The following is a 24,903-nucleotide window of genomic DNA, read 5'->3' as shown; positions in this document are numbered from 1 at the left end:
CCCGACGCGGCCTGGATCAACAAACCCGCCGAGAAAACCGACACAAAAGCAGCAGCCTAACTCCCACTGGCCTCATTCACCTTGACAAATTCCGATGGCCTGGTGCAGACACTTCTGCAAATGACATTTCAGCACTGAATCGGCAAGGCGAAATGACTGGTCAGTAAGGGTCCTCATTGACGCGCCCAGGCGAGAGTCCCCAGCCCCGCCGGCCGGGGCCGGCAACCGAAGGTTGCCTATGGCGAAGGCGTCACGGACAGCGGCTGCGATCAAGGCCGCAACGATCAGGCCCGACCAGCAGACCTGACCCTGCCGCTGGCAGGGTCAGGTCTGCGATTATGGTCTGGACCGATCATCGAGCCGAGACCGATGGCGGGCGCATCCAATATGCCCAGCCGACGCCGTCCATACGGAAGAGGACTGAGCGCCCTACGTCAGCTGCCCGACCGATGAGATGTTCTTGCCCGCCCTCGTCGATCGCCTCAGGATGAATGCGCCTCAGCTGCCGCCGCTCCTCTTGAGTTTTCCGTTGACGCCGTCAGGGAAGAATCCGCCGGATTCTACCGATTCCGCGGTCAGGTAGGCGATGTTCAGGACCTGCGCGGGGGTACGGCTGAAAGCCAGGGCGTTAGCGTCGGCGGGCACGAGGTTGGCTACCTCGTCGGTTCCGATGCCCTGATCAAGGTCCGTTGTGCCGTCGAGGCTGTCGCGGGCGTCCGAGATGGCCTGCGCGGGTTCCTGAAGGTCCAGGGCGTACATGGTGGTTCTGATAATGCCGGCGTGGTAAGCCTCCACGGCAAGGATGCCGGCAGCCGCCTCGAGGTAGGTCTTGTTGTCGATGAACGGGGCAGCACCCTTATAGGCCGTGACGCCGACGTCTTCAAAAATGAAAGCCCCGAGCAGGAAACTGGTTTCGTCCGCGAACGGGCTGAAGGTCTGGCCCGCGGTGATAAGTCCGGCGGCGAGAGCGGCGGCGGTAAAGCTTGCATCAAGATCGATCGGCGGGCGGGCCACCGCCGCTTTGCCCAACGCGCTGCGTAGGAACCGGACATGGGCCTCTTCATCTGCTGCGATCTCCACCGCGTACTTCTGGATCAGGCTGCCGGCGGTGAACGGGACCTGGCTGCCGCCGGTTACGCCGCCCTTCTTTCCCTTGCCGTCCGTGAGGCTGTCGGCCAGGCCTTCGCCCGTCACTGCACGCAGGTAAAATTCGGCCTCTAGGTATTCCAGGTTCAGTGCGAAGTTCAGGATTGCCGAATCACTGGGTCCTTCCTGATCGGTGTGGGCGGCTGCAGACGTGGCAGAGAGGAGCGCCACCGTGCCGCCGATGCCTGCTGCGCCCGCGGCCCGGAAAAGCCTGCGGCGGTCAAGGCTGTTTTCCGCGCTCCGGGCCATGGCGTTGGTAATGAATTTCTGGTCGAACATTCGGTTCTCCTGCCATTCAAATGTAATGGCGGGGGCAGGACTTACTCCTTTAGCGCACCCCAGCGCTGCGACACCCTCGTCGCCACGGCCTGACCGGCCATGATAACTGTCAGAGTACTATCCGCGACTACGCCGAGGATAGAGCCGAGTGTCATCCGGAAGTCGCCTGCGCTGGGTCTTGTGGGATTGCGGGGGCAGTGCAGGCGACTTCTGCTACCGAAACGTTTGAAGTCGCCCGCACCAAGCGCCACCGATGCTGGGTACAGGCGCCAGCGTCAGCGCGGCATAGGCGAGGATGAACGCTGCCGGCCCCTACCAGCTGGTGGTGCCGAAATAGTTCTGGAGCTCGCCGACCGACGGGAGTGTAAAGACCAGTGTCGCGGCGGCTGCGGCGGCGACGAGAACCACCGGTATTCCGAGCCGAATCACCGCCCGCCGCCGGCTGCCCGGGACAGGACCCGTCACGGGGTGTCCCCGGCGCCGGCGGCAGGGGCCGGGTTTTCGTCCTCGGCGGTGTGGATGGCCCAGGCTGCGTTGACGAGGCCGATATGGCTGAAGGCCTGCGGGAAGTTTCCGAGCAGCTCGTTGCTGTCCGGCGCGACTTCTTCGGCCAGCAGGCCCAGGTCGGTGGCGAAGGCCGCGGCCCGTTCGAAGACGGTCCGGGCGCGCCGGGTCTGCCCGGCCAGGGCCAGGGCATGGGCCAGCCAGAAGGTGCACAGCAGGAACGTGCCTTCCTCCCCGGAGAGCCCGTCGTCGCCCTGGTACCGGTACACCAGGCCCCTGCTGTCGGTGAGCCGGTTCTCGATGGCGTCGATCGTTGCCAGCATCCGGGGATCATCGGCGGGCACGAACCCCACGATGGCGAGCATCAGGGCCGAGGCGTCGAGGTCCTCGGAGCCGTAGGCCTGGGTGTAGGCGTTGGCTGTCTCGTTCCAGCCGTTCGTGCGGATCGAGTCGGCCAGCAGGGCCCGGGTCTGCACCCAGTGGGGGACCCGGTCTTCCGCGTTCAGGATCCCGGCGAGGCCGATGGCCCGGTCCACGGCCACCCAGCACATCAGCTTTGAATGAAGGTAGTGCCGGGGTGCGCCGCGGACCTCCCAGATGCCCTGATCCGTGGACTGCCAGCGCGATGCTGCCGCGTCGGCCGCATCGGCAAGGAATTGCCGCGTCCCGGGCTCCAAATCGTCAAGGTACTCCGGGAGGGTGGCGGCGGCGTCGAGGAGTTCGCCGTAGACGTCGAGCTGGCGCTGGTCCCAGGCGCCGTTGCCCACCCGCACCGGGGCGCTGTCGCGCCAGCCGGGGAGGTGGGCCAGTTCGCGTTCGGTCAGGTCCCGTTCCCCGCCGATGCCGTACATGATCTGCAGCTCCTCGCCGTTGCTCAGCCGGCTGGCGGTTGCCGTCGCGAGGAACTGGAAAAATTTCCCGGCCTCGTCCGGACAGGCGGCCACCCATAGTGCCTGCAGGGTCATGCTGGCGTCCCGGATCCAGGTGTAGCGGTAGTCCCAGTTCCGGGTGCCGCCGGCGACCTCGGGCAGGGAGGTCGTTGGGGCGGCGACGATCGCGCCGGTCGGATAGAACGTCAGTGCCTGCAGGATCCGGCCGCTGGAAGCGACCAGGTCCTGCCAGGGTCCGTCGTAGTTTTGATGCAGCTGGGACCAGCTGTCCCAGCCCTCCAGCGTGTCCTCCAGCCGGCGGGCGATGTCCTCCTGGCTCCAGAACGCCGGCGGTACCGATCCGGCGTTCTGGTGGTGAAGCGCGAATCCCAGGGCGTCCCCGGCACGGAGAACCGGCTTCGCAATGGCCCGGCCATCGTCGAGTGCGAAGGGGACCGGGGTGGAGAAGGCCAGCACGTCGGCCCCGCCGCGGACCAGAAGGCCGCCGGGGGTTCCGTAGAGAAGAGGCCGGATCAGCCCGTATTCCGGCCGGGGCGCGAACGTCACCTCCATCTCGACTTCGCCGTCGATGCAGGCCACCTGGCGCAGCAATGTGCCGGGTGCCCCGGCGCCGAGTTCGTGGCCCCGGTTCCCGTCTCCCAGGACCAGGGCATCGGTCACTGTCAGGGTGCCGCCGGCTGTGGTGTGGACCGTCTCGAGGACCATCGTCGGGCCGAGGTACCGCCGGGTTGAGGAGTGTGGGGCCGCCGGCCGGATCGACCAGTAGCCCGCGTCCTCGCCCAGGATCCGTCCGAACACCGACGGGCTGTCAAAACGGGGGAAACACAGCCAGTCCACCGAACCCGCGGCGCTTACCAGCGCGGCGGAGCGGCAGTCCGAGAGCATGGCGTAGCTGGCGATGGGCTCACTGTTCATCGGGACACCCTTCCTGCTTCACGCGCAGATCATCCGCCTCAGCATGCTGACGGGGATCCTGGCGTGGACGGCAAGAGTCACGGCCGAGAGGACCTCGCCTCCCTGGAGGGCGCTGCGGGGGGCGGTGCTTCCGGCGTCCCCGGCCCGGGGATGCCGGCGCCGGGTGACCCGGCGCGCGGCTAGTGTGCTCAGGCGCAGGGAAACCATTGGGTAGCGGCGTTGGCGCGTGCGCGGTAATCACTGAATCGGCGGCGGACCTCGGCGATGGCCGCGGCCAGCGGGAAGATTTCGGCGGTGACGAGTTGGTCGGTGTCGTCGGCGCTGACGGGGTGCCAGTAGACGCCGTCGGCGGTGACGGTGACTTCGGGGATGAGCGATTCGATGGTCAGTTCCAGGCCTGCGTCAGCGTTGCCGCGGTGGGCGAGGGCACGGATGACCTGGTCAACGGGCGCGATGCCGAGGGAGTCGAGGAAGGTGTGGAACTGCTGGAGTTCGTTGTTCTGCCCGGCGGGCAGGGTTGCGGCGACCCTGACCCGGAATCCTTCGTCCTGCGCTATCTGGATGCCGGCCACGGCCCGGGCCCACGATCCGGTCCCGCGGTGGCTGTCGTGGGTGTCCGGGGTGGCGGAGTCGAGGCTGATCTGCAGCGCGAGCCTGGTGCGGTCCATCCTGCGCAGGCGTTCGAGCCGGTGGCCGCGGAAGAGCATCCCGTTGGTCAGCAGCGTGGTCGGCAGCGCTGCCGTGCATGCTTCCACGAGGTCATCGAGGTCCGGCAGCAGGAAGGGTTCCCCGCCGGTGAGCAGCAACTCGCTGACCCCGGCCCCGACGGCCTCGCCGGCCAGCCGGCGTACGCGGTCGATGCCCAGGGCCCGGCGGGCGGTCTGCGGTGAGGAACGGGCGCAGCAGTAGTCGCAGGCCAGGTTGCAGTCGAAGTTCGTGTACATCCATAGCCGGGTCCCTGGCATCTGCCCGGACGCCAGCGCGGCGAGCGGGTCGGGGGCGTGGCCGCGGCGGATGATGGCGGCCCCGTCGCGGACATCGAGGAGTTCGTTGCCTGTCCGGGCGCACCATGCGGCCACAGTCTGCGTAAGCGGGCCCTGCTCGCCGGGTCCCAGCGGCACGGTGACCGTGGCGCCGTCAGCCGCGGCGGCGAGGCGCTCGACCAGATCCAGGACCATGCCGTGGTTTACCATCGGGGCCCGATGCCTTGTTCGTGTACGGCTTCGAACAGCGATTCGTATCCTTCCAGCCGGGGGGCCACCCAGCGGCGGAGGCCTTCCATTTCCAGGATGGGCCGGTGTGAGGGGTTGTCCCAGTCCATCGCCAGCAGGTGCTCGACCCAGGGTGCGGAGCGCTCCTCGGAGAGGGCGGGCAGTGCGGTGAAGTTGCAGTGGCTGTAGAGCGGGGATTCCCAGAACACCTCGAGTGCCCCGGGCATCAGCTCCTCGCGTCCGATGGCTTCCCAGGTGTTGACGCCGATCGCGGCGGCATCTGCCTTGTCATCGAGGACCGCGCGCAGGGCATCGAGTTCGCTGCGGCCGGTGTCGCCGTGTTTGCCGACGTCGCTGTTGATCCGGAGTAGGTCCACGTCCCCGGTCCCGAGCCCCGCGCGGGTCAGGAAGTGGACAGGTAGGATCGCGGCCTGCGCCGAATCGCGGGACCCCAGCGCCAGTCGGCGGCCCTTTAGGTCCTCCAGGCCGCCCAGCCCGGTTCCGGCACGGGCCACGAACATTGTCCTGAACATGGTGTCGGTGTCCCGCATGGCCAGCGCCCGGCAGACGCCATTGGTCTGCGCGACGGTGCGGACCCAGGCCAGATTGGTGTTCCAGGCCAAGTCGATCGTGCCCTGAAGCAGCGAATCCACCTGCCGCCCGTAGTTGGAGAACAGCACGAAATCCATTTCGGCGGGGGTGCCGGCGAAGTAGTCCCGGATGCCCTCCCAGATGGTGACCACGTTGGGGGTGTAGGCGACTGAGCCCACGATCAGCGGGGCCTTCACGCCGGGGCCTGCGCCGTGACGGACGGCTGGCTCTCGAACAGGGGCTGTCCGGTGATGGCCCTGCCGTAGAAGTCGTAGAGCACGTCGGCGGTGGGGGCCATGACGTGGCCGGCCCGGGCGTCGCGGAAGTATCGGTCGATCTGCAGGTGTTCTGAGAACGCCGCGCCGCCGCAGACGCGCATCGCGGCGTCGGTGATGCGCAGGGCCGCGTCGTTGGCTGCCGCCTTCACCCCGAGCACGTGCAGCATGGTGTCCTCGCGCGGTTCGGCAAGCCGGCCAGCGGCCTGTGTGAGGTAGGCGGCGGTGGAGGCCAGCTCGATCGACATCCGGGCCAGCTGGGCACGGATGGTCGGCAGCGCCGAAAGGCTTTCGTCCAGATGTTCCAGCCGGGCGGCGCTCGTGTGCCGGATGGCGGCGTCTACCGCGGCCCGGGACAACCCGACCGACACGGCAGCGTTCCCCAGGTTGAACCACGGCAGCACCGTCTGAAGCATCAGGTCCAACCCGGCGCCGGCCGCACCGAGGCGGTAGCTCTCGGGCACCTCGGCGTCGAAGGTCATCGGGGTCGAGGCGTTGCCGCGCAGCCCCATGCCACGCCATCTCCCGGCCATCTCGACGCCGGGTGTGGACGCCGGGACCGCGAACAAATCAACGCCGTCGGCATCCGCCGTCAGCGTCGAGACGATATAGACATCGGCATGACCGGCAGAGGTCACCCAGCTCTTGACGGCGTTCAGCCGCACCCCCGCACCGTTGAGCCGTGCCCGGGACACGGGCGCCCAGAAATGCGACCTGGATCCGGCCTCCGAGAACGCCAGCGAACCCAGGGCCCTGCCACCGGCCAGATCGGCCACCACGTCCGGCAGACCCGGGGGTGGTGCGGCCGCCACCGGCATCGCGGCACTGACATGCATTAGATAGATCATCGCAGTCGACCCGCAAACCCCGGCCAGGGAACCCAGGACGTCGACCAGTTCGTGCGGGCCGCCACCGAGACCACCCGCCTCCGCCGGCAGCGTCAGCCCGAGCAACCCGGACTCCCGCAGGGCTGCGACGGCTTCCTCGGGGAACCGGGCATCGGCGTCGACGTCGCGGGCATGGCCCCCGGCAATGGCGAGTACCGGATCAAGCCGTGCGTTCAGGTTCATCATGTCTTCCTGTCTGTGGCCGTGGTGAGGGGACGCCGTGTCAGTCCGACGGCGAGCAGCCCGAACCCCAGACCGCCCATCAGCGCCAGGGTGGAACCATTCCCGCCGAGCCAATTGACTGCCTGGCCGGCCTGCAGCAGCTGAATCATCGCGGCCGCCACGAAACCGGCACCGGCCACGATCACGAGAACACGGAGGCCCAGCACCCCGCCGAGCACCGCGATCACCCCCAAAGCCACGATCACGATCAGGCCCGCACCGCGGACATCGATGAGGTCCAACGGCGCCGGTCCGCCGGTGGAGAAGGCAAACAGGGAGCCCAGCAGTGCGGCAGCGCCCAGGACAACCGTGGCCCGGTCGAAGCGATGCCCGGTCATGACAGCCTGGCCAAGAGCGCCCCAAGGCGTCCGGTGGATTTCTGCCAGCCGGGGCGCAGGACACCGTCGACCCCGAAGCTGCGCCCGGCGGCGGTGGCGAACACCGCGATGTGCGTAAGGATCATCAGATAGTAAGACCAGTGCCATTCGTTGGGTGCGTTCAGGACGGACAGCATGATCGCCAGCGACTGGGCCAAACCGACCGCCGCCCAGAACCGGGTGGCAAGCCCGATCAGCAGGAACGCACCGAGACCGGCCTCGATGAGCAGCGTCATCCACCCGAAAAAGGGGAAATTCGGCAGCACCACGTGTTCAACGAACCATGCATAAGGGGGGAATACCGGGCGGTCAACCGCGAAACGGGTGAAAAAATACAATCCCGTGTTCGCGTGCTCACCGAAGTCCGGGGGCACTTTCCACCCCACGTTCTGAATCCACAGCAGCGCCACACCGATCCGCAACGCGGCGACACCCCCACGGGCAAGCCGTGACTCCCCGCCCGCCTCAACGGGGGCGGCCGTCGTAGTAGCCATGAACGGCACCTTTCCCATGGCTACTATTAGGGACCCGCGGCCGGTGACGCGCAACATCAAAGTCCTTACATATCCCGAACGGCTTCCATATACATACGGCAGGCAGGGTGCCGGGGCGTATAGGCGTGGGCGGCTGGATCGACCAGGGGCGGGGACCAAGGCGCGAGAAACTGGGCGCTAAAGCCGTTTGGGAGTGTCAGATAACGATCGTTCGAGTACTTCCAGCTGAGAACGGTTGCCATCCTGGCGGCGGCTACACATCTGCTCGTCGTTGGAGAGGTAGCTGCGTTGGGCGGTGGCGCTCCGGGGTCGGAGATACCGGACACGCTCATACATTTTGCTTCCGCCTCAATCGGGAACGGGCCATCCCACCTGTGCTGGGCTGTGAGTGCTAAGAGGAATGGCGCTTTTTCACAGTCCTGGCACAGAGCCGAAAGGAAACCCGGTGGTAGAACGCAGGGAAAGTGAACCGATGGGCTTCGGCCTTCTTCGGACGATTTGTGCGTCTTCGACAGCCCGGCAACTGACCCGGCATCAGCGCGCGTGCGCCCTGACGTCCGCAGGCGCGGCCGGGGTGGCGGTCCCGGAAACATGCTAGCCGTGCCGGAGGAGTCCGAGGAGTAGGAGCAGCACGCCGGCGGCGGTCCAGAGTCCCAGGGCCAACCACTGGGGTGAGGTATCGGCCTGCGGGAAGTAGCTCAGGGAGCGCTGCAGCGTGGCAGACGAGTCGGGGACGAATCCTTGTCCGAGTGCGCCCCAGGGTTCCGGGAGGAATTCCAGCGGCGCGTTGGCTCGGCGAGTCCGACGATTACAGCGGCTGTCTCAGCCAGTCCCAGGCCGATCGCCGCCGCGTTGGCCAGGGCGTCGTTCTGCAGGAACCCGAACCAGCCCTGCAAGATGCCGGTAAGTAGGGCGCCGAAGGACACTGCGTGGATTCCAACGGCCGCGGGCTTGCGCCACGGGCCCAGGCACCATGAGCGTGATGATGATGCCGCCCAAGATGCCGCCGATCACCATCGGAAAGGCAGAAGCGGTGATGCCGACTCCCCGCGTGTCCGACGCCGCGAGCAGGGCCGCATCCGAGACGGTCACCTGCGGCACCGGCTTTCCCTGGAGGGCCGGGACGCCCTGCAGGACCTGCGCCTGGAGCTGCTGGTTCACGGCCGCGGTGAGCTGTCCGATCAGCTGGGCAGAGACGGGACTGAAGGCGGTGGAGTTGATGACCTCCGGCAGCAGGCCGGCGGCAGGGTTGCCGAGGACCACAGCACCTGCGGCCTTGCGCGTCTCCAGAAGTTCGACGGCGGCGACTCTGTCAGCCACTTCGCCGGCTATCTGGCGGCCTGGTACCGGGCAGCCGGTGCTTCTTCCGATGAGGCGCAGAACAACGCACTCACCGCCGCACCGGTGTATCTGGCCTTGGCGCAGGGGTTCATCCTGCAGTCCGCCATCATGGGGGACTTCGACATGGCCGGCTACTTTGAGGCCGTGGACCGGGTCACCCGTCTCGACACCGGAAGCAGCCCCGCCTGAACGTGGCGGATCCTGCCTGGGGCCGCTTCAGAAATCGGAAAAATCGTGTGCTAAGGGCGTGCTGTGGCAGGTATCCGCAGAGTTAGCTCAAGAAATGGAAGAGGACAACGCCCGGTTCGCCAAGGCGAACGCGTCACTTAGCGTCCGGAAGGGGAACCTCCATCGGGACGCCTCACCATTCTGAAAGCGGATGGTAGCGCGGCTCGTTTCCCACACCGGGACAGGCCCCGCGTCGACCTCTGCTGACGCTTCCGTAGCTCAGGCCCGCCGTGGAGGCCTGGTGAGGAGGAGCAGGATCGCCGAAGTCACGACAACGGCCGCGAAGACGGCGGCCAAGTGAATCCACAGTGCCGCACCGTTGTACATGGTCATACCGACTGTCAGCAGCGCGGCCGCCAGAAGCGCGGTGACCGCCTTGTTTTCTCGCCGAAGGCCGGCAAGAAGCAGCAGCGATGGAACGGCGTACCAGGTCACACTTGCCGGGCCCATCGCATTGATCTGGGTGATCACGGACGCGCTTCCCGGAATCACGCTAACCAGCGGCTCGAAGAACATCGAAGCGCAATGGAGAATCAGACCCGCCAGACCGGCCGCTGTCAGGCCCAGGTCCATGGGGGTGAGCTGGGTTGCCAGCCTTTTCGGGGGCAGTCCCGGTACCAGAAGCCGGGAGAGTAACAACGACAGGACAACGACGGCGAGCCCCACCACATACACAGTCGACATGTGCACAGACTACAGAGTGCGGCGCGAGGGAATGCGGTCTGCCCTCCATGATCCAACGGCTGCCATGCCCCATGCGATGAACACTCCTCCACTTCGCATCCACAACACGCGGCGCCCACGCCAAATACCTCTGCGATTCACAAATCTCTTCAACGAGCTGGCGGGTTTATAGCAGATACGGTCGTTTTGGGTCCGAGAAGATGAAACTTCAGCCGGCTGGACCAGCCTTGCAAAGCACGCGTGGGGAACGGTTCGATCACTTACGGCGCCTGATGTTGATGCTGGTGTTGGTTCGTGTCGCCTGCCTTCCGAAGGCCGGCGGTCTTCGCAAGGTAGCTCCAGGCCGGGGTGTTCAGGGTGTGCCAGGCCGAGTGGGCTTCCCTTGCGGTGTGCGCGGCAGCTTTGGCGTCGCCCGCACTGAGCGCCGCGGCCAGCCGCCCGGCGACTTCACTGAACAATTTCGCCTGCGGCCGGAGTTGGTCTGGCCAGGAAATGGAGGCGGCCGCGATCTGGGCGGCCCGTGCGCGGCTGGACCAAAACTCGTCGATGATGGGCGATTCTCCCCGGAGCTCCATGTCGATGCCATGGAAGCCAGCGCTGTCGATGTGGGAGAGGGCGGCGATCATGCCGACAACTTGGGTGGCGGTTTCGCCTGGATTGCTGTTGAGGGTCATTGGATTCTCCTTTCGGGGTTGTGGTGCTTCTGCATTGCCTGGTCGGCATCGGTTGCGGGCTGGAGCACTCCACGCTGCTTTCGCTGCCCGTACCGGGTCATGCCACGCGGTTTGTATATCGACAGCGCCGTTGCCACGAGCAAAACCCCCAGGGCGGAACCGGCCTGGACCACGACCTGAATTCTCAGCCCGCGGAGATTGGCACCGGACAATGTCGTTTCTGCCGCAGCGTCTGCAAGACCGCTAATTGGTCCCATGTGCACCAGCAAAACGACCGTAGCCAGAACGGTTATCAGGAGTTTAATCAAGACCCAGTAGTACCGGAACAAGCCCCAGGTGGTGCCCAGGGAAGAGACAACCCCGGTGAACAACGATGCGAGTGCCAACGGGACAAGGACAAACCAGCCTGTCAGCCCCATCGCGAGATAGGCGGCCCGCACGACCTGAGCATCCGGGCTGGTCAGACCGACGACGGCGAGAGCCAGGAAGGCAGCGACCCCGCCGAACCAGCCGACTGAGGAAAGGACATGCGCGGTGAGAGCGACCTTGCGGAGGCGGGGTGTCATGGTCATCACGGCGTGTGGCCGCCCATGCCGCCGCCGGCCAGGTGACTGATGACAAACAACAGAACCAGGACGACGGTGATGATTCCAAAAACCTTCACCCAGCGTGGTGCGCCGGCGACCGGTCCGCGACGACGCCTCACTCCGGTGTCGGGGTTGGAGCCATCACTGGTGTCGCGGTCAGGGGGCACGTTAGCCATGGAGGTATCCTCTTCTGCCGTGCGTTGTCTTATTCTGGGCTGGCACTACTTTATCGTGACACTCTGTCCTAATCAAGACATAGCGTCACGCCATCGCCGTCTCGTATATTGGGATGGTGCCGAAGCTGTGGAACGAGACAATCGAGGCGCACCGCGGTGCGGTGCGGGAGGCGATCCTGGACGCCGCGGCGGCCCTGGTGTCCGAACATGGGTTGCTGTCGGTGACCATGTCGCAGGTCGCCCAGGAGGCCGGTATCGGGCGCGCGACCCTCTACAAGTACTTCCCGAATGTCGAAGCAATACTTCTCGCCGGGCACGACCGGCAGGTTGCCGGCCACCTCGAACACCTCGCCGCGGTCACGCAGGCGGGAGGCGATGCGGGCCAGCAGTTGGAGGCAGTGCTCCACATTCACGCCCTGATGACCTACGAGCACCACAATTCGGCCATGGCCGCGATCATGCACCACGACGGTGCCCGGCAACGACAGGACATATTCATGCAGGACGTACTGCGTCGCGCCGCCGAATCCGGGGCTATCCGCGACGACATGGCACCACGGGAACTCGCAAGCTACTGTCTCCACGCCCTCACGGCGGCCGCAGAGTCGCCGTCGAGGGCAGCCGTGAATCGACTCGTCCAACTGACACTCGACAGCCTGCGACTGAGGTCCTGAGGCGCCGGCGCCGTCTACCTCTTCGACGACGGCGAAAACAGGGAGTCCGGGTTCGGCGCGAGACACAAGCAGTTTCAAGACCAAATTTGCATAATGCCTGCGCTCACAGCTTCCGGGAACACCAGGCCCGGTCCGCCCGGCTAGGGCTGCCAGTGGTTCCCTCTCTATCCGGGAAGGCGGCAGACTTGCACTGGCGACGTACACGCGACCACAAGGAGAATTCATGACCACCGCCATCTCAGTCATTGTCTTTGATGGCAACGAAACCCTGTCGGATATGTCGCCCATGGGGAACGCTTCAGCGAGGTGGGGGCGCCGGCTGAACTGGCCATACTCTGGTTCGCCATGCTGTTGCGTGACGGCTTCGCCCTGACGGCCAGCGGAGACAACGGATCGTTCGCCGCCATCGGGGCCGACGTACTCCGGGGACTTCTGACCGGGGTGGAGCTCAACCGCCCTCTCGCCGCGGCGGTCGAACATGTCATGGGCGGCATGAACGGCCTCGGGTACATCCGGATGTCTCCGAGGGGATCAGGGCCCTCACCGCTGCAGGGTTCCGGCTGATTACGCTCAGCAACGGCTCGGCCCAGATCGCCGGGAAGCTGTTCAGCGAGGCGGGGATCCGGGAGGCGTTTGAGTCGCTGCTTTCGGTCGAAGACGCGCCGCCCGTGCCGGACTGCGTACAGCGTGGATGAACAGGACCGGGGGTAGCCACCCGGGAAACTTTGAGGCTCCTGTCGTCATAGTCACAACCCTGACCGAACTTCCCGCGGCCCTGGCAGTGCACTGACGAGTACCTCACCCCCGCCCGGCGGTGCCCGGCTGCGGGTGACCGCCGCGCCCTGCCGCCGCCTGCTGGTTTGAAGGTGAAACCGCAGACCGGGTGGAAGGGGGCGGATGCTCCCTTCCACCTTCCCGGCGTCTCAGGCGGTCAGTTCCAACGACGGCGGGAAGGTCCAGCTCGGTGCCGGCGTAGTGGTTGAAGTAGTTGGTGAACAGGTTCGCCGCGATGTGCGCGACGCCTCGGACAGGCGGCCACACCCATCAAGGGCTCCGCCGGCGGACGCCCCGTCACCTACGACAAAGACGCTACAAACGGCCCACCGCCGTCGAGCGCAGTTCGAACACACTCAAGCAATGGCGATCCCTGGCCACCCGCTACGACAAACTGGCCCTCACGTACCGCTCAGCGACCGTTCTGCACGCCGTCGTCATCTGGAGCACCCTTTTTAGGAGACGCGCCCTAACTCCACAGAAGCAGATGGCTATACCGACATAGTGGTCTCAACAGTCTTTGGTTTCGGCGAAGCGAGTCCAGTTCAGCGACAGTCTTCGACAGGATCCAAGCGAGTTGTAGCGAGGTCGAGCTTGTCTACAACAGGGAAGGACTGGGGGAGCATGGGCCCCAGGCTCCGGTCCGGCTTAGAAGAGGCGAAGTGGCTTACGCTGCGGAGGGTTCTTAGCTCAGCGCAGTGCGCGTAACTTTTCGCGCGCTCTAGCAATTATTCCGCGCGTGCTTGTTGGCATCTTCGAGTTGGTGAACCGGCCCAAATTCTGGTCAAGCGCCGGCACTGTGGATATGTCAACGTGATTCAAGACCCGCTAGGACGGCTTGATCCAGGGCCACCCTCGATCCATGCTGATTAGCGCCAGTGAAGGTGCGGAGCACCGATAAGCAGTTCCCGACCATCGTCGCCACGGGTCTGATCCGGACGTAGCAGCATCTCTCTTTGGCCCTCGAGCGTGCTGCCCGGGCCCCAGCTGAACGACGATACGCGATGCCGGGTCCGCATGGATCTCCTCCTTAGGCGGATCTCTCCGTTGCAGTAAGCCTCTTGCCCCGGCGGAGCGCACTGTCCAGGTTCAGGTCTTGGCCAACCACCACAATGTCGGCCAGCATCCCTGCGCGCAGGTCACCAATGTGCGCGGTTCGTCCCAGGACCGCGGGGACGGCGGTCGCTGCCGTCACAGCCTGTTGCAGCGTAACTCCCGCGGCTACCGCGGTGCGGACAACATCCAGCAAGGTGGCGGTCCCGCCGGCGATGGCGCCGTTGCTGTCCAGCCGGGCTACTCCCTGACGGACAGTGACGGCGAGTGTCCCCAGCTGATACTGGTCGTCCTGCAGGCCGGTGGCTGCCATGGAATCGGTGACCAGGGCGATGTTTTCTGCGCCCACCAGGTCGACGACCAGCTTGACCGTGTCCGGGGCGCGGTGGACGCCGTCGGCGATCAGTTCCACTACGGCGTTCCCGGGGAGGGCCGCACCGAGGCTGGCGGCGACCGGGCCGGGGGCTCGGTGGTGCAGGCTGGGCATGGCGTTGAACAGGTGCGTTACCGTGGGCCGGAGGCGTCCCGCAGGAGCGGAAGGTCTGGCTAGGCCGTCCGCAGCGTTCGCTAGGAAATCGGCGGCAGTGGGATTGCTGGCCGCTGTGTGGCCAAGGGACGGAACGACGCTGTGCTGTGTCTGCAGGTCCACAAGTCCTGCGGCTCCGGGAAGTTCGGCCGCTAGCATTATGGACGTTAGGGATGGGCCGGCTGTCGCGAGCAGTGAGGACAGCAGGTGCAGGTCTGGTTCCAGCAGCAGGGTCGGGTCGTGGGCGCCGCACTGACCGGCGGCGAGGAAAGGGCCTTCCAAGTGGGAACCGGCAATCATTCTTTCATCGGTCTGCGCTCGCAGCGTCTTCAGGTTGCGGATCAGTTTTCCGGTGATGCGGTAACGAGGCTGGCGAGCAGGGTCGTGGTCCCCCGGCTGTGCAGGTAACGGGCAGCAGACCGGGAACCGTCGGCTGACCCCTCCGAGAAGTCAGAACCCAGTGCGCCGTGGCAGTGCAGGTCTACCAGGCCTGGTAACAGTATGCGTTCAGGCGTGTCGGCGGGACCTGGTTACCCGGGAAATTCCGACGCCGGGCCAGCGTAGGAGATGCGGTCGCCATCTACCGCTGTAAGGCCGTCGGCGATATCCATGCTTCCGGTGACCACACGGCCACGAAGGATCAGATTCTGGCTCATGTTAGAGGCCTCCCGTTGTCAGCGTTGTTGCTTTCTGGTGTTGCGGGAGCCGCGTCTGCGGTTTGTGCCGGGGCTGAGCCCGAAACGCCGTGCATGCGTGGTCTGGCGCACGCATGCGCGGCGGGGACGCCAGTCTCTACGAGCGGCGGCACGAGCTCAGAGTCCTTGCCACGTCGGTTTCCGCCCGAAGGTGTCCGTGTAGTAGTCCCGGTGGGTCAGGCGGGAGGCCGCTGCTTCGTCCACCAGAACGGAGACGTGCGGGTGCAGCTGGAGTGCCGAGGCCGGGCAGATGGCGGCAACGGGGCCCTCTACGGCGGCTGCGATGGCATCTGCTTTGGCTTCTCCCATGGCGAGCAGCAGCAGGTGCCGTGCCTCCCGGATGGTTCCCAGGCCCTGGGTCAGGACGTGGTCCGGGACGTCGTCGATGTGTTTGAAGAAGCGGGCGTTGTCCTGCCGGGTCTGCCGTGTGAGGGTCTTAATCCGGGTCCGGGAGGCCAGCGATGACATGGGTTCGTTGAAGCCCACGTGTCCGTCCGTGCCAATGCCCAGGAGCTGGATGTCCACCCCGCCCGCGGCCGCAATGCGAGCCTCGTACTGCTCCGCCTCGGCCTCAGGGTCCTCCGCCATCCCATTAAGCCCGTGCACGCTGCCAGCACCGAAGTCCACGCTGTCGGTGAATTCGCCCCGGATGACCGAGTGGTAGGACTGCGGGTGCGCGCTGGGCAGACCTACATATTCGTCGAGGAGAAATGCCTGCGCCCGGCTGAAGCTGAGATCGCTGTTCCGGTGCCGCTCGATGAGTTCCTGATAAGTGCCAAGCGGGGTGGACCCGGTGGCCAGGCCAAGAACGGATGGGCCGCGCCGGACCTGCTGTTCGATGACGTCCGCAGCCGTGCGTGCTACGTCTTTAGGAGTGGCAAGAATGATGATTTCCATACGGTGTTAATGCCTTTCGGTTGCCGTCGCTCCTGTGATGGGCGCGGGCGGCGCGGTAACTTGATGCCCCGGTTTTCACTATGCCTCGTGGATCTTCCCCGGAGTCGTGGAGCACGGGCATGATCGAGCCCGAGAAGGCGAACTAACGAGTCGAGCGGCCCGCTAGGCGGTGAGTGCGTCCTTGAACCAGCCGGTGACGGACGCTGGGTGTGTGATGGCCGTTCCTACCACCACGGCGAACGCACCGCCGTCAAGTGCGAGGCGGGCCTGGGCGGGCGTGCGGATACGACCCTCAGCGAACAGCGGCACGCCAAGATCAGCGGCGGCTATTTGGGTGATCATGTCAAGATCTGGCCCCTCGGTCTTCTCGCGTCGACCCGTGTAGCCGGCCAGGGTGGTGCCGATGATGTCCGCGCCGGCGTCGACGGCGGCAACGGCGTCGTCGAATGAACCGCAGTCAGCCATGACGAGAGCGTTGGAGTCGGCGTGGACGGCCTTGATGGTGGCGGCAAGGTCCAGTCCATCGGGCCGTGGGCGCCGGGTGCCGTCGAGTGCCACGATGTGGGCGCCGGCGTTGGCGCAGGAAAGGCGTGGCGCAGCGTGGGCGTGATGAAAACATCCCCGAGACCGTCTTTCCAGAGCCCGATCACCGGTACTTCCACGGCGCTTCGTGTGAATTGGATGTCCGCGATCCCCTGCACTCGGACTGCGGCGGCTCCTCCGATGACGGCGGAGGCAGCGATCTGGGCTATGGTCCGGGGGTCGCGCATCGGCTCTCCGGGGTAGGCTTGGACAGAAACTATCAGCTGGCCTTTGAGCATATCGAGATCGATCAGTTTGCTGGCCACGGAAACTCCTTTTTGGGACCTTTTGCCTCAATACGAGGCTGGCCGCACCAACGATGGCGGCCTTGTTGCCGAGGCCGGCAGGGACAATACGCAGTCCTGACAGCGGCGGCATAAGTTCATCTTTCGCCTCGGCCACCATGGTGTCCCACCACAAGTGACCGGCGTCGGCGAGTCCTCCGGAGACAACGACGACTTCCGGGTCCATGATGTTTCCTAAGCCGCCGACAGCCTGCCCGGCAGCACGGGCGGCGAATGAAATGGCGGCACGCGCGATCGGTTCGCCGGTGTTAGCGCGGTCGAAGACCTGCCGGGTGTCCGAGGCGGACGGATCCCCTCCGGCACGAAGATAGTGGGCGTGGAGGTCAGGACCCGACGCTATTGACTCGACATGACCATAGTGGCCGCAGGAGCACTTTAGCAGTCCCCATGCTTCGTCAACGGCGTAGCTGGAAGCGAAGCGGCCGACATGGCCCCCTACGAAACGATGCCCCAGTAAGGGCTCTCCGCGGCTGATGAAGGACCCGCCAACGCCGGTTCCGAAGGCCACCATGAGCGTACTTGAAGCACCCGCAGCGGCTCCCACCCAGGCCTCGCCCATAGCGTGGGCGTGGACATCGTTGACAACGCGGACCGGCAGCCCGAGCCGGGCTGTGAGTGTGGTGGCGATCTGCGTTCCGGCCCAGCCGGAAATAGCATCCGTGGCCGAAAAGACGCTGCCCTGTTCGGCGTTGATCACCCCGGCGGATCCGATCCCAAGGGCGGAAACCGTGATTCCCATGGAAGCTGCCCGTGACCGCAGCCGGGATGCCAGCCGTTCGGTGGCGTCGAGAATTGCCTCCGGACCGCTTCGGTTCAGCGTGGGGGTCTCATCCGTGAACAGCAATGATCCTTCCGCCCCGACGACTCCGGCCGCGGTTTTCGTGCCGCTAAGGTCTATGCCAATTGCGTGGGACATGCCATTTCCCTTGTAAAGACGAAAAATGCTTTCACCGTTGAGGCCCTACGGCTTGAGGCTGCGTCCACGGCCGAGTGGCTCCTCCGACGGCGGGTTCGGCTCATTTTTCGGGTTCCCGGGTCACGGCCAACTGGAACGTGTATCGATCAGCCCGGTAGATTGTGCGGGCAAACTCGATCTGGTTTCCCCTACGGGACGAGCCGACGCGGGTCACGAGAAGAGCTGCCGCGCTGGGAGAGACCTCCAGGAGTCTGGCCGACTCTGCGTCGAGAGTGATGGCCCTGATTTCCTGGTCGGCCCGGACGATATCATGCCCGCCAGCACTGAGCTGCTGGTAGAGGGATTCGCGCAACTGAAACTGTTCGATGTCAAGCACCGTGCAGGGCAGGTACACGTCTTCTATGGCCATGGGTTTGTTATCCGCTAGCCGAAGCCTGCGGATATGGGTGCACTCCGACCCTACCGGGATGCCGAGGGACCGTGCGATGCTCTCGTCGGCGTGTTCGTGGGACAACCCGAGTATCCGGGAGGTGGCCTCATATCCGCGGTTGGCCATGTCTTCGCTGAACGAGGTGAGTTTGGGCGTCTTGTAGACGAGGTCCGAGGACCCCACGTAGGTTCCGGAGCCCTGTACGTTGTAGACGAGTCCCTCGTCTGCCAATATGGCGATGGCCTGGCGTACGGTCATCCGGCTAACGCTGTATTTGGCCATGAGGTCTCGCTCGGAAGGCAGCGCATCGAAGGGCGACAGCGATGAGCGGATGAAGTCCCGCAAGGCCACGGCGACCTTTTCGTATTTAAAGGTTCTAGGCATGGTGGATTGCTCTTGCGTGGTCATCCCTTAATTGCACCAGCTGTAAGACCGCTTACCAGGTACCGCTGGGCGAAAACCGCGAAAATCAGGGGCGGAAGTGTCGAAAGGAACGAGGCGGCGGAGATATCTCCCCAGCGGATGCCGGTGCTGGTAATAAAGTTCGCCGCCCCCAGTGTCACAGGCGTCGCGTTCGACGTGGACAGTACCAGGGCGAAGAGGTAGTCGTTCCAGGAAAAGATGAAGACCAGCACGGCGACCGCCACCATGGCCGGGGCCAACATTGGAAGAACGATGGCCGACAGCGTCCGGTAGACGCTGGCTCCGTCCACGGCTGCCGCCTCCTCGATCTCATTGGGGATGTCGCGGAGGCTGGCGGCCAGCAATATGACTGCGAGAGGGAGATTGAGGAAGGTGTTTGCGGCAATGAGGCCGGGGACGGTGTCCTGCAGGCCGAGCACGGAAAACAAGAGGAAAAACGGTACGACAAAGAAGATCGCGGGAAGTAACCGAAGTCCGGAGGCGCTGCTGATGATCCACCGGCCGCCGAATCCCAGTCTGACGATCGCGTATGTGGCGGGCACAGCGAGCAGGAGAACGACGAGTACCGTGCCAAGGGAGATCATGGCCGAGTTGAGGAAAAACTTTGGAAAATTGTATCCCGATCCGTACAACACATTTGCGTAATGGGCGATGGTCGGGGCCAAGGGCAGCGAAAGCGGGTTCTGCGCGATTTCGCCGTCAGGCTTCAAACTGACGAGGACGGAGTTAAGCAGCGGGATGTTGACGACGAGGGCTATCACGCCGACGATGGCCGTGAACATCCACCGCCGGTTGCCCTGGCCGCCCCGGCGTCGCTTCCGTGACACGGGGATTTCTGGTTGTGTCCTGACCGGGCGGCTTGTGGCGGAGCTCATTTTTTGACGTCCATTCCGGTGGAGGCAATGCGTTTGACCATGAAGGGCACGAACGGGAGGAGACAGATCAATACAACAAGCGCTGCCGCTGCCGCCTTTCCGAAGTCGCCCGATTCGAAAGCGGTCTTGTAGATGAAGATGCTCAGGGTGGTCGTGCTCGTGCCTGGCCCTCCCGCGGTCAGTACGTAAATCACGTCGAAGGTTCTCAGTGCGTCGATTGCGCGTAGGAAGAAAGCGGCGAAGAGGACGGGGGCCAGGACCGGCATCACGATGCTCCCGAGTGAGCGGAAGTAGCCGGCGCCGTCCATGGCGGACGCCTCGAGCAACTCGGTGGGGAAGGACTGGAGGCCTGAATAGATGATCAGAAAGGTAAATGGTGTCCATTGCAGGACGTCGAGAACGACCAGGAGCGGTACTACCGAGTCGGGGGAGAAAAGGGAGACGCTCAGTCCCAGCTGCTGCAGCACGGCGGGAACGGCGCCGATGTCTCCGTTGAGCAGGAGTCGGAACATGATCCCCAGCAGCGCCGGGGCCACCATGATGGGGAGCAGAATCATGGTGAAGAACACTTTTTTACCGGGGAACTGGCGGTTCACGAGTAGAGCTAGCCCGAATCCTAGGACCATTTCGATGCTGACTACGACGGCAGAGAAGCCGAGGGTGAATCCGGCCGATTTGGCGAATCCGACGCTGGTGAACAACGAGGCGAAGTTTCGGATGCCATTGAAGTCCGTCGAGGGGTCAAGGAGTGTCGCCGATTGGAATGCCGTGAGAATGCCAGAGGACAGCGGGTAGAGAACAAAGATGAGGGCGAACAGGGTCAGCGGGGTGCTGAGCAGCAGGGCGGCGGCTGATCTGCTGCTGCGTCTGGCAATGGAGGCCATGACATATTCTTTCGTTGGTATCGGGCCGGGGGGCGGGGTCTGCTGCTGCAGACCCCGCCATAACGGTTGGTCAGAAGTTTTCCTGGACTAGCCGAGGAGCTCTTGAAGGTTGCGGTTTGCTGTCTTGACTGCTTCGTCCACCGGAGTCTGTCCAACCCATGCGCCGCTGAGGTCTTCAGCGATTTTGCTGTAGGCATTGAACGTTTTGGGGAAGACGGGTTCTGCAAAGCCGTGCTTTGAGATGCTCTCCGAAACCTGTGCAAATGCCGGGTTGATGGACTTTTTCGCTTCCAGGACCTGAGGCATGGCCGGGATGCCTCCTGCTTCGGCATACTGCGTCATGGCGTCAGGTGTCGCAAGGTAGGTCAGCCACGTCTTTGCGGCGCCCTTGTTGTTGCCATACTTGTTGAGGGAAACGGCCAGCGCGTGTACGTGGGTCTTCCCGCCGGGAACAGGGGCGATGGCGATCTTGCCTGCCACCTGCGGCGACTTGGCCGGATTATTGAGGTCAGCAAAGGCCGCGGACCACTGGATGGCGAACGCAGCGCTTCCGGACTGCAGGGCCGCTTGGGTCTCGGGGAATTCTGCTTGGGAGCTGTCCGGCGAGGTCCATTTGTTCTTGTAGATGTCTGCGTACAGCTGGACTGCCTTCTTGCCGGCATCGCTATCGAGGCTCGCCTGGCCGTTGCTGGTCCAGTTTCCGCCGAAGCCCCACAGGATGTCGTTCCAGATCATCGTGTTGTACAGCAGGTTTTTGCCCTGCAGGATTGTTCCGTACTGAGTGGGGGAGTTCAGGTTCTCAGCCTTTGAGAAGAATGCGGCCATCGCCTTGTAGTCGTCCAGATCCCAGTTCTGCGGGTCCTTGGGTGCGCGGGCTGTTCCGAGGACAGCGGCGCTGATCTTCGCATAATCGGCCTGCGCGGAAGGATCCGTCAGCAACGCATCCACGAGGTCCTTGCGGTAGAGCAGGAAATGGTTGCTCACATCCAGCGGGAGGCCGTACAGCTCGTCTTTGTACTTGAGTCCGTCGACGGCGACCGGGAAGTAGTTCCCGGTGTCAATCCCCTGCAGCGGTTCCAACGATCCCGCGAACTGGCCCACGTTATAAGACGCGGTCCAGTAGATATCCATGTCCGCGGATTTGGACGCCATGAGTGCCGTCTCCTTGGAGAACGTGTCCTGCCGGGACAGCAGCGACAGCTCGACCTTGATCCCGTCCTTTTTTCCCTGGTTGCTGTTGTAGGCGTCTACCACCTTGGCCATGGCGTCACCTTCTGGGCCAGGCCAAGCCACCATTTTTACCGTTCCTGTGGCAGTTTCCTCCTTAGTTCCTCCGGACGGGCTGCAAGCGGTGAGAGCTGTTGCGGCCAGCAGCGCCGCCCCCACGACTGCGAGACTTTTCTTAATCATGACTCTCCAAGTGATCTAGACCAGTTTTCCGTAGAAAGAGACTGACATCACAAAATAGCCGTGTCAATAGCCGGAGACTATTGACTAAACTCACCAACTGGTACGAACCAGTGGTTTGGGTTCGATTCCGTGATTTGGTGGTGATCGGGTCAAGGGAGTCATCGCTGCGCATCCGGGACCTGAACAGCCTGCTGGGCGGGCCCAACCTCGCTGTCCTTGAAAGAATCACCAAGGCGTATCCCGGGCTGCCCTTGCTAAAAAAATCCAGGAAGAGGGGTGACATGCAATAAATGGAACTGTAAGTTTGCCCAGCGCGATCATTCGCGAGAGTCATCGGGATTGTTACTTTCGGCAAAACCTGAGACGAAAGTCCATGCAGTGCACTGTGCATGAACTATGACGTCTTTCAGAGTCCCGAGGACCGTCCATGACCAGCCCAATTCTCTTGAACCGCCTCCGAGGCGGTCTTGTTGTGTCCTGCCAGGCGAGCCGTTGTTCGTCGCCGAAGGCGGCGTGATGCCGCTCCTGGCCGCAGCCGCCGACCAGGCAGGTGCGGTTGCGCACCGCACCAACTCCACGCGTGGTGTCCGTGAAATCAAGGCAATTGTCGAGATCCCTGCGATCGGGCTCATCAAGAAGCAGTACTCACCGCAGTAGCCCTACATCACCGCGACGATCGCCGAGGTGGAAGCCCTCGTAACGGCAGGCGCCGACATCGTGGCTTTTGATTGCACTCACCGTGAACGCGTCGACGGGCTCAGCCCCGCCGCCTTCATCGCGCAGATCCGTGCTGAACACCGCGTTTGGTCCTCATGGCAGATATCGCCACGCTTGACGAAGGGTTGGCCGCTGCGGAGGCCAGGGTCGACTTCGTAGGAACAACGCTCAGCGGCTATACGTCCCAGTCCCAAGGGGCACCAGCACCAAACTTTGGGCTGGGCGAACAGTTGGTATCCCGAACCGTGGTGCCTGTCATCGCTGAGGGCCGGATCCGCACCCCGGAACAAGCCCGCCGGATGATCGATCTTGGCGCCTTCTGTGTCGTGGCCGGCGGTGCGATCACTAGGCCCCTTGAAATCGCCACCGAGTTTGTCGAAGCCCTCGCCTAAATCTCACCCCTCCCTTCATTCGTGACGACGTCGTCACACCCCAAAATGAGAGCAGTCATCATGTTCAAGCAACTTCAGAAGATCGGCAAAGCGTTCATGCTGCCGATCGCCATCCTCCCGGCCGCCGGCCTCCTGCTCGGCATCGGCGGCGCCCTGTCGAATCCGAACACCGTCCAGGCTTACCCCGCACTGAACAACCCCGACCCTCCAGGGAATCTTCGGCGTCATGACCGCCGCCGGGTCCACGGTCTTCACCAACCTTGCCCTTCTGCTCTCAATCGGCCTCTGCATAGGCCTGGCCAAGCGTGACAAGGGCACCGCCGCCTCTGCCGGCGTCGTGGGCTATCTGGTCATGACCGACACCATCAAGGCGATGCTGGACACCTTTAACCCCGGAAGTGACCCCGTAGACACCGGCGTCGTCGGCGAACTCGTCATCGGCGCCGTGGCCGTCTGGCTGCACAACCGTTACCGCAACATCGAGTTGCCGGCGGCCCTCGGAATCTTCGGCGGATCCCGCTTCGTTCCGATCGCGACAGCTTTCGCTGCGATCTTCGTGGGCATCTTCTTCTTCCTTGCCTGGCCGCCCATCCAGCAGGGGATGGTCAGCGTCGGCACATGGATTCCGGACTCGGACCAATCGGAACGTTCTTCTACGGTTTCCTCATGCGCCTCATGCGCCTCATGCGCCTCATGCGCCTCATGTGCCTCATGTGCCTCAGCGGGGCCGTGGCCTGCACCACATGATCTACCCCATGTTCTGGTTCAGTCCCTTGGGCGGCACCGAAATGGTCAACGGTGCATCAGTCTCGGGCGCCCAAAAGATCTTCTTTGCCCAGCTGGCCGACCCCAATCATGTAGGACTGTTCACCGAAGGCATCCGCCACTTCGCCGGCCGCTTCCTGACAATGATGTTCGGCCTCCCGGCCGCCTGCCTGGCAATGTGGCACTGCGTCCCCAAGGGTCGACGAGCCAAGTACACGGGCCTCTTCCTCTCTGTCGCGCTGACCTCGTTCATCACCGGCATCACTGAGCCCATCGAGTTCATGTTCCTTTTCGTCGCACCCGGGCTGTACGTATTCCACGCCTTCCTCGACGGCGTCTCCTTCTTCCTCGCCGACATCCTGAACTTCTCCTTCCGCTTCGGCAGCAAACGTTTCCGCATCGGCACTCCCGGGCACCTGGAGGACACCGTCGGTGCGGACGCCGAGCCGGCCGCCGCGGACAACTCCGCTCCCGAGCCCGCTATGGTCGGCAGCTCGAAAGGCGGAAGCACCATTCAGAAAGAAGCCGCCCAGGTCCTGGATGCCCTCGGCGGCGCCTCCAACCTTGAAGATCTGCACGCCTGCATCACACCCGCCTGCGCGTCTCAGTAAAGGACCGGCTAACGGGCGTTGCGACCCTCGGCCAGTTTCTGCTCCCGAGCGGGCATACTTTGCAAATGCAGCTGCCGTTTACGGATCCAATCTGGTAAATCAAGGCACCCTTCGAGCGAGTAGTCACCGAAACGACTGAATGGCTCAATGGGTTGGGAGGCAGAAGCTTCACACGTCTCCGCGAACCGCTCCCGTCCATGCTTCACCACCTCGAACCCTGGGCCATGCCCTCGTGGAAGCAGCTCGTGGTGTCGACCTCCGCCGTCGAATGGACCGCCGTGTTCACCCAAGGCAGCGATATAGGGACGGCGCATGTTGTCGGCGCCCGACTCGACTGCCTCAACATCCGCACATCCCACCACCCCCACATCACCCGTGATCGGAACGTCGTCAGCTCGGGGACTGTGGAAATAACGGTGTATCCGGCCCAACACGCCAGGCGGTGAGCTTGGCGGGAAGGAGCCGATATGACGGCGACACTGGATGCTGTGAA

27 protein-coding genes and 4 pseudogenes are annotated in these 24,903 nt (G+C 64.1%); 9 read left to right on the top strand and 22 right to left on the bottom strand.

Annotated features, from left to right (window positions below):
- Positions 1–498: 498 nt before the first annotated feature.
- The 8 genes from ABIB27_RS18565 to ABIB27_RS18530 form a co-directional block, all read right to left on the bottom strand.
- Positions 499–1,425: a ferritin-like domain-containing protein gene (locus ABIB27_RS18565; protein WP_354217872.1), complete on the bottom strand. Its 927-nt coding sequence runs from the start codon at positions 1,423–1,425 to the stop codon at positions 499–501.
- Between the two features lie 461 nt (positions 1,426–1,886).
- The gene (locus ABIB27_RS18560; RefSeq protein WP_354217873.1) at positions 1,887–3,734 is read right to left on the bottom strand and encodes a glycoside hydrolase family 15 protein; all 1,848 of its coding nucleotides are present in this window, start codon (positions 3,732–3,734) and stop codon (positions 1,887–1,889) included.
- Between the two features lie 188 nt (positions 3,735–3,922).
- Positions 3,923–4,927 (bottom strand): Rv1681 family radical SAM protein, encoded by a 1,005-nt coding sequence (locus ABIB27_RS18555; protein WP_354217874.1) that lies wholly within the window; start codon positions 4,925–4,927, stop codon positions 3,923–3,925.
- Positions 4,921–5,733 carry an Rv1680 family SBP-like protein gene (locus ABIB27_RS18550; protein WP_354217875.1) on the bottom strand — a complete coding sequence of 271 codons (813 nt, stop codon included), beginning with the start codon at positions 5,731–5,733 and terminating at the stop codon, positions 4,921–4,923. Before ABIB27_RS18550 ends, ABIB27_RS18555 begins: the two co-directional genes overlap by 7 nt.
- Positions 5,730–6,884, bottom strand: a complete 1,155-nt coding sequence (fadE16, locus tag ABIB27_RS18545; RefSeq protein WP_354254618.1) for an Rv1679 family acyl-CoA dehydrogenase — start codon at positions 6,882–6,884, stop codon at positions 5,730–5,732. Before fadE16 ends, ABIB27_RS18550 begins: the two co-directional genes overlap by 4 nt.
- Positions 6,881–7,258 carry an Rv1678 family membrane protein gene (locus tag ABIB27_RS18540; RefSeq protein WP_354217877.1) on the bottom strand — a complete coding sequence of 126 codons (378 nt, stop codon included), beginning with the start codon at positions 7,256–7,258 and terminating at the stop codon, positions 6,881–6,883. Before ABIB27_RS18540 ends, fadE16 begins: the two co-directional genes overlap by 4 nt.
- Entirely contained in the window at positions 7,255–7,791 is a 537-nt protein-coding gene (locus ABIB27_RS18535) for a TQO small subunit DoxD (protein ID WP_354217878.1), read from the bottom strand. The genes ABIB27_RS18540 and ABIB27_RS18535 overlap by 4 nt, the downstream gene beginning before the upstream one ends.
- A gap of 698 nt (positions 7,792–8,489) precedes the next feature.
- Entirely contained in the window at positions 8,490–8,717 is a 228-nt protein-coding gene (locus tag ABIB27_RS18530) for a hypothetical protein (RefSeq protein ID WP_354217879.1), read from the bottom strand.
- 25 nt (positions 8,718–8,742) lie between these two features.
- On the opposite strand from ABIB27_RS18530, the gene ABIB27_RS18525 reads away from it, so the two are divergent.
- Positions 8,743–9,321: a hypothetical protein gene (locus ABIB27_RS18525; RefSeq protein WP_354217880.1), complete on the top strand. Its 579-nt coding sequence runs from the start codon at positions 8,743–8,745 to the stop codon at positions 9,319–9,321.
- A 258-nt stretch (positions 9,322–9,579) separates the two neighbouring features.
- On the opposite strand, the gene ABIB27_RS18520 is transcribed toward ABIB27_RS18525, so the two are convergent.
- The 4 genes from ABIB27_RS18520 to ABIB27_RS18505 all read right to left on the bottom strand — a co-directional run bounded on the left by ABIB27_RS18520 (position 9,580) and on the right by ABIB27_RS18505 (position 11,481).
- Positions 9,580–10,044, bottom strand: coding sequence for a hypothetical protein (locus tag ABIB27_RS18520; RefSeq protein WP_354254616.1), 465 nt, complete (start codon positions 10,042–10,044; stop codon positions 9,580–9,582).
- Positions 10,045–10,304: 260 nt separating this feature from the next.
- Entirely contained in the window at positions 10,305–10,718 is a 414-nt protein-coding gene (locus ABIB27_RS18515; protein WP_354217882.1) for a hypothetical protein, read from the bottom strand.
- On the bottom strand, positions 10,715–11,290 hold the full coding sequence (locus ABIB27_RS18510; RefSeq protein WP_354217883.1) for a DUF2269 domain-containing protein: 576 nt from the start codon (positions 11,288–11,290) through the stop codon (positions 10,715–10,717). Before ABIB27_RS18510 ends, ABIB27_RS18515 begins: the two co-directional genes overlap by 4 nt.
- Positions 11,290–11,481 carry a hypothetical protein gene (locus tag ABIB27_RS18505; protein ID WP_354217884.1) on the bottom strand — a complete coding sequence of 64 codons (192 nt, stop codon included), beginning with the start codon at positions 11,479–11,481 and terminating at the stop codon, positions 11,290–11,292. Before ABIB27_RS18505 ends, ABIB27_RS18510 begins: the two co-directional genes overlap by 1 nt.
- Before the next feature lie 113 nt (positions 11,482–11,594).
- Between ABIB27_RS18505 and ABIB27_RS18500 the strand changes: the two genes are divergently transcribed.
- Positions 11,595–12,155 carry a TetR/AcrR family transcriptional regulator gene (locus ABIB27_RS18500; protein WP_354217885.1) on the top strand — a complete coding sequence of 187 codons (561 nt, stop codon included), beginning with the start codon at positions 11,595–11,597 and terminating at the stop codon, positions 12,153–12,155.
- Positions 12,156–12,461: 306 nt separating this feature from the next.
- Positions 12,462–12,719 carry a hypothetical protein gene (locus tag ABIB27_RS18495; protein WP_354217886.1) on the top strand — a complete coding sequence of 86 codons (258 nt, stop codon included), beginning with the start codon at positions 12,462–12,464 and terminating at the stop codon, positions 12,717–12,719.
- A 1,240-nt stretch (positions 12,720–13,959) separates the two neighbouring features.
- Here ABIB27_RS18495 and ABIB27_RS18485 read toward each other — a convergent pair.
- The 9 genes and pseudogenes from ABIB27_RS18485 to ABIB27_RS18445 all read right to left on the bottom strand — a co-directional run bounded on the left by ABIB27_RS18485 (position 13,960) and on the right by ABIB27_RS18445 (position 21,778).
- Positions 13,960–14,808 (bottom strand): amidohydrolase family protein, encoded by an 849-nt coding sequence (locus ABIB27_RS18485; RefSeq protein WP_354217887.1) that lies wholly within the window; start codon positions 14,806–14,808, stop codon positions 13,960–13,962.
- A 230-nt stretch (positions 14,809–15,038) separates the two neighbouring features.
- Positions 15,039–15,164 (bottom strand): hypothetical protein, encoded by a 126-nt coding sequence (locus ABIB27_RS18480; protein WP_354217888.1) that lies wholly within the window; start codon positions 15,162–15,164, stop codon positions 15,039–15,041.
- A 156-nt stretch (positions 15,165–15,320) separates the two neighbouring features.
- The gene (nagB, locus tag ABIB27_RS18475; protein WP_354217889.1) at positions 15,321–16,100 is read right to left on the bottom strand and encodes a glucosamine-6-phosphate deaminase; all 780 of its coding nucleotides are present in this window, start codon (positions 16,098–16,100) and stop codon (positions 15,321–15,323) included.
- A 162-nt stretch (positions 16,101–16,262) separates the two neighbouring features.
- A pseudogene (locus tag ABIB27_RS18470) lies at positions 16,263–16,921 on the bottom strand (N-acetylmannosamine-6-phosphate 2-epimerase).
- A gap of 64 nt (positions 16,922–16,985) precedes the next feature.
- Positions 16,986–17,903 (bottom strand): annotated as a pseudogene (locus ABIB27_RS18465) (ROK family protein); the annotation flags it as partial.
- A gap of 100 nt (positions 17,904–18,003) precedes the next feature.
- On the bottom strand, positions 18,004–18,717 hold the full coding sequence (locus ABIB27_RS18460; RefSeq protein WP_354217890.1) for a GntR family transcriptional regulator: 714 nt from the start codon (positions 18,715–18,717) through the stop codon (positions 18,004–18,006).
- A gap of 20 nt (positions 18,718–18,737) precedes the next feature.
- A complete protein-coding gene (locus tag ABIB27_RS18455) occupies positions 18,738–19,583 on the bottom strand; it encodes a carbohydrate ABC transporter permease (protein WP_354217891.1) in 846 nt (281 codons plus the stop codon).
- Positions 19,584–19,627: 44 nt separating this feature from the next.
- Positions 19,628–20,515 carry a carbohydrate ABC transporter permease gene (locus ABIB27_RS18450; protein ID WP_354217892.1) on the bottom strand — a complete coding sequence of 296 codons (888 nt, stop codon included), beginning with the start codon at positions 20,513–20,515 and terminating at the stop codon, positions 19,628–19,630.
- Between the two features lie 87 nt (positions 20,516–20,602).
- The gene (locus ABIB27_RS18445) at positions 20,603–21,778 is read right to left on the bottom strand and encodes an extracellular solute-binding protein (RefSeq protein ID WP_354217893.1); all 1,176 of its coding nucleotides are present in this window, start codon (positions 21,776–21,778) and stop codon (positions 20,603–20,605) included.
- Positions 21,779–22,321: 543 nt separating this feature from the next.
- On the opposite strand from ABIB27_RS18445, the pseudogene ABIB27_RS18440 reads away from it, so the two are divergent.
- Positions 22,322–22,801, top strand: a pseudogene (locus ABIB27_RS18440) (hypothetical protein).
- Positions 22,738–23,034 carry a hypothetical protein gene (locus tag ABIB27_RS18435; RefSeq protein ID WP_354217894.1) on the top strand — a complete coding sequence of 99 codons (297 nt, stop codon included), beginning with the start codon at positions 22,738–22,740 and terminating at the stop codon, positions 23,032–23,034. The pseudogene ABIB27_RS18440 and the gene ABIB27_RS18435 overlap by 64 nt, the downstream one beginning before the upstream one ends.
- Positions 23,035–23,067: 33 nt before the next feature.
- Here the strand turns inward: ABIB27_RS18435 and ABIB27_RS18430 are convergent, their stop codons facing one another.
- Positions 23,068–23,289 carry a hypothetical protein gene (locus ABIB27_RS18430; RefSeq protein ID WP_354217895.1) on the bottom strand — a complete coding sequence of 74 codons (222 nt, stop codon included), beginning with the start codon at positions 23,287–23,289 and terminating at the stop codon, positions 23,068–23,070.
- On the opposite strand from ABIB27_RS18430, the pseudogene ABIB27_RS18425 reads away from it, so the two are divergent.
- From ABIB27_RS18425 to ABIB27_RS18410, 4 genes and pseudogenes are all read left to right on the top strand, one after another.
- Positions 23,261–23,599 (top strand): annotated as a pseudogene (locus tag ABIB27_RS18425) (PTS transporter subunit EIIC); the annotation flags it as partial. The gene ABIB27_RS18430 and the pseudogene ABIB27_RS18425 sit on opposite strands and share 29 nt — an antisense overlap.
- Positions 23,600–23,652: 53 nt before the next feature.
- Positions 23,653–23,781: a hypothetical protein gene (locus ABIB27_RS18420; protein WP_354254614.1), complete on the top strand. Its 129-nt coding sequence runs from the start codon at positions 23,653–23,655 to the stop codon at positions 23,779–23,781.
- A gap of 8 nt (positions 23,782–23,789) precedes the next feature.
- Positions 23,790–24,410 carry a PTS transporter subunit EIIC gene (locus ABIB27_RS18415; RefSeq protein WP_354217896.1) on the top strand — a complete coding sequence of 207 codons (621 nt, stop codon included), beginning with the start codon at positions 23,790–23,792 and terminating at the stop codon, positions 24,408–24,410.
- 197 nt (positions 24,411–24,607) lie between these two features.
- Positions 24,608–24,856, top strand: coding sequence for a hypothetical protein (locus tag ABIB27_RS18410; protein WP_354254612.1), 249 nt, complete (start codon positions 24,608–24,610; stop codon positions 24,854–24,856).
- The last annotated feature ends 47 nt before the right edge of the window (positions 24,857–24,903 follow it).

Source organism: Arthrobacter sp. UYEF21, from assembly GCF_040546085.1.
In the GTDB taxonomy this organism is placed as follows: Bacteria; Actinomycetota; Actinomycetes; order Actinomycetales; family Micrococcaceae; genus Arthrobacter.
Note: the sequence above shows the minus strand (reverse complement) of the source record. Positions and strands in the feature narration are given on the sequence as shown.

Coding starts and splice junctions, on each gene's coding strand:
- fadE16 (WP_354254618.1), bottom strand. CDS start 6,884: ATGATGAACCTGAACGCACGGCTTGATCCGGTACTCGCCATTGCCGGG.
- nagB (WP_354217889.1), bottom strand. CDS start 16,100: ATGGAAATCATCATTCTTGCCACTCCTAAAGACGTAGCACGCACGGCT.
- ABIB27_RS18450 (WP_354217892.1), bottom strand. CDS start 20,515: ATGGCCTCCATTGCCAGACGCAGCAGCAGATCAGCCGCCGCCCTGCTG.
- ABIB27_RS18515 (WP_354217882.1), bottom strand. CDS start 10,718: ATGACCCTCAACAGCAATCCAGGCGAAACCGCCACCCAAGTTGTCGGC.
- ABIB27_RS18555 (WP_354217874.1), bottom strand. CDS start 4,927: ATGGTAAACCACGGCATGGTCCTGGATCTGGTCGAGCGCCTCGCCGCC.
- ABIB27_RS18460 (WP_354217890.1), bottom strand. CDS start 18,717: ATGCCTAGAACCTTTAAATACGAAAAGGTCGCCGTGGCCTTGCGGGAC.
- ABIB27_RS18560 (WP_354217873.1), bottom strand. CDS start 3,734: ATGAACAGTGAGCCCATCGCCAGCTACGCCATGCTCTCGGACTGCCGC.
- ABIB27_RS18480 (WP_354217888.1), bottom strand. CDS start 15,164: ATGAGCCAGAATCTGATCCTTCGTGGCCGTGTGGTCACCGGAAGCATG.
- ABIB27_RS18445 (WP_354217893.1), bottom strand. CDS start 21,778: ATGGCCAAGGTGGTAGACGCCTACAACAGCAACCAGGGAAAAAAGGAC.
- ABIB27_RS18485 (WP_354217887.1), bottom strand. CDS start 14,808: ATGATTGCCGGTTCCCACTTGGAAGGCCCTTTCCTCGCCGCCGGTCAG.
- ABIB27_RS18420 (WP_354254614.1), top strand. CDS start 23,653: ATGGATTCCGGACTCGGACCAATCGGAACGTTCTTCTACGGTTTCCTC.
- ABIB27_RS18535 (WP_354217878.1), bottom strand. CDS start 7,791: ATGGCTACTACGACGGCCGCCCCCGTTGAGGCGGGCGGGGAGTCACGG.
- ABIB27_RS18500 (WP_354217885.1), top strand. CDS start 11,595: ATGGTGCCGAAGCTGTGGAACGAGACAATCGAGGCGCACCGCGGTGCG.
- ABIB27_RS18505 (WP_354217884.1), bottom strand. CDS start 11,481: ATGGCTAACGTGCCCCCTGACCGCGACACCAGTGATGGCTCCAACCCC.
- ABIB27_RS18435 (WP_354217894.1), top strand. CDS start 22,738: ATGGCAGATATCGCCACGCTTGACGAAGGGTTGGCCGCTGCGGAGGCC.
- ABIB27_RS18565 (WP_354217872.1), bottom strand. CDS start 1,425: ATGTTCGACCAGAAATTCATTACCAACGCCATGGCCCGGAGCGCGGAA.
- ABIB27_RS18510 (WP_354217883.1), bottom strand. CDS start 11,290: ATGACCATGACACCCCGCCTCCGCAAGGTCGCTCTCACCGCGCATGTC.
- ABIB27_RS18540 (WP_354217877.1), bottom strand. CDS start 7,258: ATGACCGGGCATCGCTTCGACCGGGCCACGGTTGTCCTGGGCGCTGCC.
- ABIB27_RS18410 (WP_354254612.1), top strand. CDS start 24,608: ATGCTTCACCACCTCGAACCCTGGGCCATGCCCTCGTGGAAGCAGCTC.
- ABIB27_RS18415 (WP_354217896.1), top strand. CDS start 23,790: ATGTTCTGGTTCAGTCCCTTGGGCGGCACCGAAATGGTCAACGGTGCA.
- ABIB27_RS18520 (WP_354254616.1), bottom strand. CDS start 10,044: ATGTCGACTGTGTATGTGGTGGGGCTCGCCGTCGTTGTCCTGTCGTTG.